At 64.1% G+C, this 10,800-nt stretch carries 9 protein-coding genes; all 9 read left to right on the top strand.

Annotated elements, in window-relative coordinates; translation table 11 throughout:
• Positions 1 to 513, top strand: a 513-nt coding sequence (locus VFV96_00815) for a MoxR family ATPase (protein ID HEU5068938.1), incomplete at its 5' end; no start/stop codon positions are given.
• Between the two features lie 294 nt (positions 514 to 807).
• Complete coding sequence (locus VFV96_00810) at positions 808 to 1,281, top strand: hypothetical protein (GenBank protein HEU5068937.1); 474 nt, start codon at positions 808 to 810, stop codon at positions 1,279 to 1,281.
• A 6-nt stretch (positions 1,282 to 1,287) separates the two neighbouring features.
• Entirely contained in the window at positions 1,288 to 2,145 is an 858-nt protein-coding gene (locus tag VFV96_00805) for a DUF58 domain-containing protein (protein HEU5068936.1), read from the top strand.
• A gap of 65 nt (positions 2,146 to 2,210) precedes the next feature.
• Positions 2,211 to 3,005: a hypothetical protein gene (locus VFV96_00800; GenBank protein HEU5068935.1), complete on the top strand. Its 795-nt coding sequence runs from the start codon at positions 2,211 to 2,213 to the stop codon at positions 3,003 to 3,005.
• Positions 3,002 to 3,922 (top strand): BatA and WFA domain-containing protein, encoded by a 921-nt coding sequence (locus tag VFV96_00795; GenBank protein ID HEU5068934.1) that lies wholly within the window; start codon positions 3,002 to 3,004, stop codon positions 3,920 to 3,922. The genes VFV96_00800 and VFV96_00795 overlap by 4 nt, the downstream gene beginning before the upstream one ends.
• The gene (locus VFV96_00790) at positions 3,916 to 4,941 is read left to right on the top strand and encodes a VWA domain-containing protein (GenBank protein ID HEU5068933.1); all 1,026 of its coding nucleotides are present in this window, start codon (positions 3,916 to 3,918) and stop codon (positions 4,939 to 4,941) included. Before VFV96_00795 ends, VFV96_00790 begins: the two co-directional genes overlap by 7 nt.
• Entirely contained in the window at positions 4,938 to 5,675 is a 738-nt protein-coding gene (locus VFV96_00785; GenBank protein HEU5068932.1) for a hypothetical protein, read from the top strand. Before VFV96_00790 ends, VFV96_00785 begins: the two co-directional genes overlap by 4 nt.
• Positions 5,676 to 5,721: 46 nt before the next feature.
• Positions 5,722 to 9,438 carry a hypothetical protein gene (locus tag VFV96_00780; GenBank protein ID HEU5068931.1) on the top strand — a complete coding sequence of 1,239 codons (3,717 nt, stop codon included), beginning with the start codon at positions 5,722 to 5,724 and terminating at the stop codon, positions 9,436 to 9,438.
• A gap of 18 nt (positions 9,439 to 9,456) precedes the next feature.
• Positions 9,457 to 10,710: a TlpA disulfide reductase family protein gene (locus VFV96_00775; GenBank protein HEU5068930.1), complete on the top strand. Its 1,254-nt coding sequence runs from the start codon at positions 9,457 to 9,459 to the stop codon at positions 10,708 to 10,710.
• Positions 10,711 to 10,800 lie beyond the last annotated feature (90 nt).

The following is a 10,800-nucleotide window of genomic DNA, read 5'->3' as shown; positions in this document are numbered from 1 at the left end:
GCGGGCACGTTTGAACTGCCCGAAGCGCAGCTCGACCGCTTCATGCTTTGCCATCGCCTGACGTATCCGAATCCCGAGCAGGAAGAAGAAGTGTTGCGTCGCCAAGTCAAGATGGGGCTCAAGCGCACCGAACAAGGCGCGATGCCCAAGACCGCGTTCGACATGATTTCCGGCCAGCCCGTCTGCCACATTGACGACCTCACCAAGGCGATGGAAACCGTGCAGCAAGTCCACGTCAGCGACGTGTTCATGAAACACTGCGTGGAATTCGTCCGCCTCACGCGCACGCATCCGAGCATCGAACTCGGCTGCTCGCCGCGCGCCGGGCTGGCCATCGTGCAAGCGGCCCGCGCCCGCGCCTTTGTGGTCGGCCGCGACTACGTCGTGCCGGAAGATTTGTTCCAGCTCGCCGAGGACGTGGTGCTGCACCGCATCCGCCTGAGCTACGAAGCCCTCGCCGAAGGCCAGAAACCGGCGAAAGTGCTGGAGGAGATTTTGAAGAAGTTGGGGTGAGTGCAACGAAGCCGAAGGTGATGAAGCATAAATGTTCATCGCGGAATTCTGAAGAACGCCAAAGGCGTTCCAGCCTTCAGCCCAGGGTTGCGAGGAACGAGCTACCCTGGGTTTGCGTTCCCCAGATTTTTTCCAACCCTGAAGGGGTTGAAGAAAAATTCGGAGACGCGATGATGCAACCCTTTCAGGGTTGGGGAGATTTTGGAACGACGACCCAGGGTAGGCGCTGCGCGCCAACCCTGGGCTGGATGATGGAACGCCGTTGGCGTTCATCTTTGACCAAGGTTTAGCCAGATGAAAATCATCCCCTGTCTATTTTGCTTTTGCGCAACATTTGCTTTGTTGCTTGGATGTTCTAAACAGTCGGAACAAAAAACTTCTACCTTTATACCGACCCAGCAAGCTTCCGTAATCACGCTTGCCTCCAACGAACGCGGCAGGCCGCAGTTTGATTACAGCGGGCCGGATAACTTGAGTTACAAGTATTCCCTTGAGACGTTTAGTTATCAGGTTGGCCCAGTTGGAGGCAGTCCTTGGATGAGCGCAAAAGGTGAGATGAAGTTTTCTGATACAAACCATGTCACAGTGACCATCCAGTCTTCATCTGATCGCCCCTACGACATCGAGTTGCTGGGCTTGTGGACAAATCGTTCACTAGAAATTGCAGAGGATAAAGCTAGAGAAATTCTTCATGTGCCTGCCGGCGAGCAAAAGCTCAACATTGATAGATTTGTGATTTGGACCTACGACTTTGCCAAAGAGAAATAATTTATCATGCGCCACTCCGCCCAACTCACGCACGACCCGCTTGACGCGCGCCAGTTCGAACTGGCCGTGCGGCGGCTCGCGGACGCATTGAGCTACGGGCAGGAGAGCTCGCCGTTCCTCGGCGCGGGCATCGAATATGTCCAGTCCCGGCTCTACCAGCCCGGTGATCCCGTGAAGTTCATCGACTGGCGCGTCACCGGGCGGACCGGCCGCTTTCACGTCAAGGAATATGAAGCGCCGCGCCAGATGCCGGTCTATCTGCTCGTGGACACGTCCGCGTCGATGTGCATCACTTCGCAACACCTGAGCAAATACGCCTGGGCCGTGCAACTGGCCGGCGGACTCGCGCTGGCCGCGCTGGACCACATGAACCCCGTCGGCCTGCTGGGCGTGGGCGAACGCGAACTGCACCAGACGCCGACCCTCGCGCGCAACGCCGTCATGCAATGGATGCACCAGCTCCGGCATTACCGTTTTGTCGAGGGCACAACGCTGGGCCGGCGGGTGCGTGAATTGATTCCGCGGATCGAGCAACGCTGCCTGTTCATCGTGTTGAGCGACCTGCACGATCCCGATGCCATCCCCGCCATCCGGCTCATGGCGCAGGATCATGATTGCATGGTTCTGCACCTCGAAGATCCCGCGGAGCGCGGTCAAACCGGCGGCGGCATCTTCCGGGCGGTGGAGGCGGAAACCGGCCGGGCCTTCGTAGCGCACGGACGCAGCCGCTGGTTCGCCGAGGACGCAACGCACGCCTTGTCGCGCGACGGCGTGGATTACCTACCGCTGCAAACCGACCGGCCGATTCTGCCGCGGCTCCGGCATTTCATGAAATCCCGCGGCGGCACGAGGAGGATGGGATGAAGCCGGGCGGTTTGCGGAAGGCGCGCAGCCGATGCCCGATTGGATTCGGACTGGTCGCGCTGGTTTTGGTTTGGCTCACGGCGGGCGCACCCGCGGCCGACACCACCAACGCCGCGCGCACGGTCGGCATCGAAACGCCGGTTGCGCTCGACCTGCCGCGGGCGGATTACCAGCCGCGCCCGCTCGATGACCGCACGGAAATGATTCTGCGCCTTGGCGCCGTCACCCCGGCCACGAACGGACTGCACCACTACGAATTGTTCTTCATGGGCCTGGAGCCCGGCCGGTATCGGCTCGCTGATTTCATGGTGCGTTCCGATGGCAGCCAGCCGGATGAATTGAGCAACGTGGAGTTCGAGGTGCACTCACTCCTGCCCGCCGATCATGACGGGCAACTGACCGACTACGTGCCGCGGCCGTTCCCGTTTCTCGGCGGCTACCGTGCGTTTCTCGCAGCCTTGGGGATTCTCTGGGCCGGCGGCATTGCGGCGTTTGTGGTGTCGTATCGGAAGAAGCGCGGGCCGGTTGAAATGCCGCCCGTCGTCGCCGCACCTTCCTTCGCCGAGCGCCTGCGGCCGTTGGTCGAAGCCGCGGCGGCGGGAACGCTTTCACCGGACGGCAAAGCCCAACTTGAACGACTGCTGCTTGCCTTCTGGCGGGACAAATTGCAACTGCCGGACCAGCGCATGGCCGACGCGCTGGCCCAGCTCCGCGAGCATACGGAGGCCGGCATCCTGCTCCGCGCCCTGGAACACTGGCTGCACCAGCGCGGCGGCGCATCGCCCGCCGAAGTGACGGCGCTGCTCGCACCGTATCGGCAACCGGCCGCTCCGCCACCGGCGAAAGGAACGGCGCCATGAGCTTTCATCATCCCGCGGTGCTGTGGTTGCTGGCCCTGCCCATTGTCTGGGGTTTCTGGCAGTGGGTGCGCCGCGGACAGCCGGTCGTGCTGCCGTTTGACCATGGCCGTCAGCGCGACGGCCGGCCCCTGCGCGGGCTGGTGAATCTCATGCAAACGCTGCCCGCGCTCCTGCTTGCCGTGGCCGTGCTTGTGCTGGCCGGCCCCCGTCGCCCGGCGCCCCCCGAGAACGAACGCATCCTGAACAACATCATCATCTGTCTCGACATGTCCGGCTCAATGTCGATGCGCTTCGGCAGCTCCACGCGTTTCGAGTCAGCCGTCGCGTCCGCGCGGCAGTTCTGCGAATACCGCCAGGGAGACGCCTTCGGGCTGACCGTGTTCGGCAACGAATATCTGCACTGGTTCCCGCCGACCAAGGAGCTTTCCGCAATCCGCAATGCGCTGCCGTTCATCGAACCGGCGCGCCGTTTGCCGTGGTTCGGCGGCACCATGATCGCCAAGGCGCTCGACGGCTGTGAACAGCACCTCGTGCGCACCAAGGAAGGGGACCGTGCCATCATTCTGATCACCGACGGCGGCAGCGCGGATTTCTTCGGCGGCCGCGACCGGCAGATTGCCCAGGAACTTGCCGACGCGAAAATTCGTGTGTTCACCATTTTGATCGGCGGCGCCACCGGGTTCGGGATCGACGGCATTTACACGATTGCCGCCGTCACGCAGGGCAAGGTGTTTCTGGCCGATGAGCCGGGCACGTTGACGTCCGTGTTCCACGAAATTGACCGGATGCAAAAGGCAAAGTTCAAGCAGGTCACCTCCGACTGGGTGGATTATTATCAACCGCTGGCCCTGGCCGGGCTCGTCATCGCCGGCTTGTGGGGGCTGGGTCTGCTCGGGCTGCGTTACACGCCATGGTGAAGGAACAATTCATCCAACTGGCCGCGTGGGCCGCGTTCGGCGCGCTGGCCCTGGCGACGTTCGCCGAATGGCTCCACGCCCGGCGCGTGCAGCGGCTCGGCCGGCTGGCGTTTGGTCCGGAGGCAAAACCGCGCGCGTGGACGAGGCTCGTCCCACCGCTCCGGGTGCTGGCGTTCGCCGTGCTCGTGTGGTCGCTGGTCGTGCTCCTGGCGTTTGAAGGCTCGAGCCGCACGCACGACCGCAATGTCGCCGCCACGCGTCATCTGATGGTGCTGCTCGATGTTTCGCCCAGCATGGAAATCGCCGATGCCGGTGAAAACGGCGCGCAAACCCGGCGGGACCGCGCCGCCGCCCTGCTGAAATCCGTGATGGAACGCGCCAACAACGATCAAACGCGCATCACCATGGCGTGCTTCTATTCGGACGCGCTGCTGCTGGTCAAGGAATGCGCCGACCGCGAACTGATCTGGAACTTCGCCGACAACCTGCCCCTGCACATCGCGTTCAAGCCCGGCAAGACATCGCTGTTGAAATCGCTGAACACGGCCGGCGGCTTCGTGAAGGATTTCCCGCGCAAATCGGTGACGTTTCTCGTGCTCACGGACGGCGACACCGTGCCGGATGCGGGACTGAACCGGATGCCGTCGTCGGTGGCGGACGTGCTGATCGTGGGCGTCGGCAGCACGCGCGGCGGAACGTTCCTCGACGGCCATCAATCGCGGCAGGACAACGGCACGCTGTTGCAGCTCGCGCGGCGCCTCGGCGGCCATTATCACGATGGCAATGCGAAGCAGATTCCGAGCGACCTGCTGCGGCACTTGATTGCGCCGGACGAAGGCGCGGACCGTTTTCAAATCAGCCTGCGCACCCTGGCCATTGTCACCCTCGCGTTCAGCGCCGCCCTGCTCTGCCTGCTGCCGGTGCTGCTGGAGTTCTTCGGCAGCGCATGGCGGCCAACCGTGGCCACGACGCGCCCGGCGGCCGTGCAAAATCGTTCCCGCTTGGAGGCATCCGCTTGAAGCGCTGGCTGCTGCTCCTCTGGTTGCTGCTGCCGCTGCCGGTCGTGGTGTGGCATTTCGGCCCCGGTCAGAAATGGCTGGCCCGCGACCGGGCGAACACGCTGATTCACCAGGCCGAAGCGGCCGAGGCACGGCACGACTGGGCCACGGCGGAAGGCTTTTACCGCGAAGCCGCCGGGCTCATTGGCAGCCAGACGCCGGCCGCGCGCCTGCAACTCGACATCGCCCTGGTGCGCATGCGCTATCGGCAGGGCGCCGCAGTGGATGCGATTGATGGCGCGGACCGCATCCTTGCCGACGGCACGTTCGCGAGTCAGCCCGCCGCCTTGCAGCGGGAGGCCCGCGAGCTGGCCGGACGCATTCACTATTATGCCGGGTGGGTCATGCGGCTCGAAGGCGCCCAGCGCGCGTTGTGGATGGAAGAGGCAGAACTCGCGCGCCAGAATTACCGGCTGTTGACGGAGTCCAGCTTGAGCGCAGGCCGGAGAAATGACGCGCAGGTGCAGGAAACCAATCTTGAAAGCGCCGTCCGGCTGCAACGCATGAGCCTGACCGAATTGATGGCGCGGCCGCTGCCCGAAGAAGGCCAGGCCCTGTCCGGCCAGGGCTTGAGCGAACAAATGGCCCGGCGACGCGGCCAGCGCGGGAACCAGCCGGGCATCGGTGAAAACGACGAGGGCGAACCGGGCTCCGGCGCGGCCAACTCGCGTTTCCCCGGCGGACCGGGCTCATAACCGCCGGGCGACAAGGTGAAACTGATTTAACATTGAAGGTGATTCTATGAAGGAAAAATTCATCCGCCGTTTGGGCTGGGCTGCCTGCGTGTTGCTGTTGGGAGCCGCCAGCTTGGCCCGCGCGCAGGTTCTGGCATCCGATGCCGCCGAGGCACCGGCCGAAGAGGAGTCCGCCGGCGTGACGAGTCTCGTGCCCGCCACCAATGCCACCCCGTTCGTCAGCACCAACGCGCTGGCCAGCGCGCTGGCGAAGCTGAACTTTGATCGCACACCGCAGGCGTTGTTTGAGGCGGTCAAGGCGCAAACGGCCGCTGCAAAACTGTCCGAGGCCGAACGTTTCCGCCTCGCCGTGCTGCTCGGCGACTGGACGACCGTGGGCGAGGTGTTGAAGACGCTGCCCGGCGCCGATGCCTTGAACATTTACGGCCGCCTGCTGAATGCGCTCGCCACCGGTTCGCAATCGGCCGAGCAGTTTTATCAACAGGCCCAGGGCAACACGCCGCCCGGCGTCATGGATAACAGCGATGACGAAGGCCCGTCCGCCGGCGGCCGCGGCGGCAAGCGCAGCCTGCTGTTGAGCGAGGATTTTTACGCAATTCTCGCCGCCGCACCGGCCGACCTGAATGCCGATTTTCTCCCGAACGTCGCCACGTTGGTCAAGGTGGCCGTTGGCAAAACCGGCAAGGCGGAATTTCTGACGCGCCTGCAACATGGTTTGAAAGGTTTCGGCGGCAGCACGCCGGACGGGCGCAAACTCGCCGCGCAGTTGCTGTCCGCCGTGGGCTGGATCAGCGACGCCGGGCCCTACCTGCCGTTGCGGCGCGAGGCTTGGGATCAGGCCGACACGCTCACACTGGTGCTGACGATGGAGCATTTCACCCAGACCGGCATCGAGCAGCGGGACGAGCGGTTGTTCAAACGCGCCGCCGAAGTGTGCGCGTTCATGATGCAAACCAGCCGCTTCGGCACCAATGACCGCGGGATTTTCCGGCAGGCGTCGGACCGTTTTGTCAAATTGCTGCCCGCCCTGCCCCCCGCCGATGCCGAGCAGCTCATCCGGGAAAATTTCCTGATGCAGCCGGCCATTCTGGTGGACCTGATGCTGACGCTCGGGGAATCCGGCCAGCAGGCGCAGAAGCGCAACGACCTGAACCTGCGCGGGCAAAGCCTCGCCACGCAACACGTGCTGCTTGACGTGCTTGCCGGCCGCAAGAGCGCCCTGCCCGAGGCGGCCAACCTGCTCGTCATGAACTGGTTGAACGAGGCCGAAGCCACCTACCGTTCCGGCGAGGCACGCAATGCCGACGACGAGGAGCTGAACAACAATCCCTTCGTCTATCGCCCGCCAAGTTACTACGCGCGCCAGCGCAACGAGGCCAAGACCCTCGACGCCGACGTCATTCTGAGCAACGCCCCGCCCGCCGCGCTGGTCCGCCGGCTGAACGAAGGCCTGGCCCAACGCGTCCGGCTCACGCAGCTCAAAGTCAACTTGATGGACCCGCGCGAACCGGACACGACGGAAATCCTCGCGGCCTATTTGAAGGACCATCCCGGCGAGGAAAAGGCGCTGTGCGAGGACTATCTCACAGCGTGGGTGCAGAAGCGCAGCGCCAAGCCGGAGGATCCGAACCTCGCCCGCATGCGGGCCATGGGCTACATCATTTCCCGGCCACCGCAATCGGACGGCATCCCGCTTACGCGTCTGCGTCAGAACGAGAATGTGCGCCAGTTGCGGGAGCTGCTGAAAACGCTGCGCGCCTTGTCGCCCGAACCCATCAACCCGACGCTCGTGGTGCAGGCGTTCATGACGCTCCACAGCGGCGCGGAGGTTTACCGGCTGGAGGACATCGAGGCGATCTTTGGTCCGCCCGAACAAATGAACCGCGAAGAGCTGATGCAGCTCGTCACCGGCATGCGCGGCAAATTGCGCGAACAGTGGCAGGATCCCAAGGTCCAGCAGGACGCCGGCACCAAACGCACCGAGGAGGAAACCAAGGACGAGGTCGCGCGCGGGTATCGCACCGCCATGACGCTCGTCAAACGCGGCTTGCGCGCCGAGGACGCCGATTGGAAGCAGTTCATCGTGCGCGGGCAGTTGTTCTTCGATGCGGCGGAATATGAGTTTTCACGGAAGGTGAAGCTGTCGGAATACGTGGACCTGCGCGAGGAGGCGTTTGCCAGTTACCGTCAGGCTGCGGCGATTTACGCGGCCAAGGTGCCGACGATGGCGCACAGCCAATGGACGCTGGAGCCTTACCAGATGTGGTTCTTTGTCATGCTCGGCGCGAGCGACCTGTCGCAGCTCACACACGCCGCGGCACGGTCCGATCCCGGCTTGAAGCAAATCGGCGATGCGATGCGCGCGCTGCCCGGCGAGGCGGCGGCCGATCATTTGGAAAAGTTTGGCGAAATGCTGGCCAGCCTGTTGCCACAGGTGCCGGCGAACATGCGGCAGCGGTTCCTCAGCGCGGGTCTGCAGGTCGTCGGGGAAAACACCCCCGGCGCCGCGGCCGCAGAGACGGCGTTGAAGAATTACCAGGAGCTGCTGGATGAAGTCCAACTCCGCACCCGCGTCGATGGCGACCCGCGCATCGGACACGGCCAGCCGTTTGGCCTGTTCATCAGCCTGGAACACACGCGGCAGCTCGCCCGCGAAAGCGGCGGTTTTTCCAAGTATCTGCAAAACCAGAACACCCAGCAGCGGGGCATGCCAATGGTCATGATGGCGCAGGGCGCCCGGGTCAATTACCGCGATGACTTCACCAAGAACATCCATGCCGCGCTGGACGAGACGTTCGAGGTCAGTTCGGTCACCTTCGCCGACGCCGGCGTCCGCGCGCGGGATCTGCCGCGCGAAGGCTGGCAGGAAACGCCCATGGCTTACGTGCTCCTGCGCGCCAAGGAGGCCGCGGTGGACCGCATTCCGTCCATCCAGATCGACATGGATTTCAGCGACACCTCGGGCCAGGTGGTCCTGCCCGTGCGCTCGCCCGTGCTCCCGATTGACGCCAAGGACAGCGACGGCGCGCCGCGGCCGTGTGACGCACTCGCGCTCACCTTCACCATGGACGAACGCGAATGGCGCGACGGACGCGTCGTCATTGAAGTCAACGCCCGGGGCCAGGGCGTCATCCCGGGCCCGGCGCAGTTGTTCGACTACCAGCAGGCCGGATTCGACGCAGAAGTCACCGACAACGGCCTTTCGATCACGGAACTGGCCACGGACGGCCCGGCGCCCGCCGCGCTGGCGGACCGCAACTGGCAGTTCATTTACCGGCGAGCGAAGGATTTGCGCGGCACGGTCACGCTGCATTTCCCCACGCTCAAGCCAGGCCTCACGACGACCAACGTGGCCTACAAACATTATCAGGACGCCGACCTGGTCGAACTTACACCGTCACAGGCGGCCGCCGGTGTCGTGCTGGCGAGCGGCGTAAGCAGCGGTTTGCGCACGGTCGGGTGGCTCGTCGCCCTGACCGTGCTCGGCGGGCTGGCGTTGCTCATTTACCGGGCACGGCGACGTCCGGCACCGGCCACCGCAGCCGGGCTGGCGTTGCCCGGTGAACTAACGCCGTTCTCGGTCGTGGCCTTCCTGCGGCGCCTCCAGCGCGAGGCGGGCGCCAAACTGGATGCCGCCGACCGGCAATCGTTGACCGACGAAATCCACGCCATCGAATCGGCCTACTTCAGCGGCGCACCGGCCAGCGCGGGTGCACCCGATGTGGAAGCCATTGCGCGAAAGTGGTGGCGTGTGGCAGGTTGACCGATGCGTTCCCAATTTATGAAAACTCTGCTCGCTTCAGGGATCGGGCTGGCCCTTTGGACCGGCGTCGCAACGTTGCCGGCGGCCCAGATTGGTGATCCCGCGGCGCCGCTCAACATCGCGACCTGGGTCAAGGGCAAGCCGGTGGACCTGGCCGAGGCCAAAGGCCGGAAGATTGTGGTGGTGGAATTTTGGGCGACGTGGTGCGGGCCCTGTCGCGTCAGCATTCCGCATTTGACGGAGCTGCAGAAGAAGTTCGCCGACCGCGGCGTGGTCTTCGTCGGCGTGAGCGACGAGGACGCCGCCACCGTCAAGCCGTTCGTGGACCAGATGGGTGACCAGATGAACTATACCGTGGCCGTGGACAACAATCGTCAGACGTCACAGGGCTACATGGACGCTTACAACCAAAACGGCATTCCGACCGCCTTCGTCGTGGACCGGGACGGCAAGGTTGCCTGGCTGGGACATCCGATGGGCGATTTGGAGAAGGTGCTCGACAAACTGGCGGCGGCCCCGGTGGTGGACGATCCTGCCGCCCAAAAACGCGTCACCGCCCGGCGCAAACTGCAGGAGTTTACGGCCCTGGCCGCACGCGGCGACGACGCCGCCAAGCTGGACGCCCTGGCGACGGAACTCACCACACTGGACCGCGAACTGGGCGGCATCGAGCCGGGACAAAAATTGAATCTCCCCGACCTGCGACGCACGGTCCGGTTCCAAAGCCTGATGCGCGAATATCAGCGCAGCGTGGCCGCCGGCAAACCCGCAACCGAGCTGGCCCGGATTGAACAGGAAGCCGCCCCGCTTGCGCCGCCGGGCTTCAAGTTCGCCGACTACCGTGACAAGTTCAGCCTCCAGCGAACCTGGCAGGATTATTACCGGGCTGTGACCGGACATGGCGACGCCGCCAAAGTGGACGAACTGACTCGAAAACTGGAATTGATGGAGTCGGACGACACCGATGCGCTGAATGAAATCGCCTGGACGCTGCTCACCGATGCCAACATCAAGACCCGCAACCTCAAGCTCGCGTTGAAATTCGCCCAGGCAGCAACGGACGCGTCCAAAGGCCAGAACGCCGACGTGCTCGACACCTACGCCCGCGCGTTGTTCGACAACGGCCGGGCTGCCGCCGCGGTGACGCAGGAGCAACGCGCCGTCGCGCTGACCACCGACAAGGCGCGGCTCGCGGAACTCAAGGCGGCCTTGCAGCGCTATCAGGCCGGGGCCACCGTGGACCGGCCGAAGACCGTGGCCGGCGCAGAGTGAGGTTTCCGCCCCCGCAAAAAAATTCCGGCGAAAGGAAATTCCGGATGACGCTGTCCCACGGCAGTGCTATGTTCGCGACAAGAACCCCCG

The sequence above is a fragment of the Verrucomicrobiia bacterium genome, assembly GCA_035765895.1.
Taxonomy (GTDB): Bacteria; Verrucomicrobiota; Verrucomicrobiia; order Limisphaerales; family DSYF01; genus DSYF01.
Note: the sequence above shows the minus strand (reverse complement) of the source record. Positions and strands in the feature narration are given on the sequence as shown.

Excerpts from the sequence above, each read along its gene's own strand:
- VFV96_00810 (HEU5068937.1), top strand. The coding sequence starts at position 808 with ATGAAAATCATCCCCTGTCTATTTTGCTTTTGCGCAACATTTGCTTTG.
- VFV96_00805 (HEU5068936.1), top strand. The coding sequence starts at position 1,288 with ATGCGCCACTCCGCCCAACTCACGCACGACCCGCTTGACGCGCGCCAG.
- VFV96_00795 (HEU5068934.1), top strand. The coding sequence starts at position 3,002 with ATGAGCTTTCATCATCCCGCGGTGCTGTGGTTGCTGGCCCTGCCCATT.
- VFV96_00790 (HEU5068933.1), top strand. The coding sequence starts at position 3,916 with ATGGTGAAGGAACAATTCATCCAACTGGCCGCGTGGGCCGCGTTCGGC.
- VFV96_00780 (HEU5068931.1), top strand. The coding sequence starts at position 5,722 with ATGAAGGAAAAATTCATCCGCCGTTTGGGCTGGGCTGCCTGCGTGTTG.
- VFV96_00775 (HEU5068930.1), top strand. The coding sequence starts at position 9,457 with ATGAAAACTCTGCTCGCTTCAGGGATCGGGCTGGCCCTTTGGACCGGC.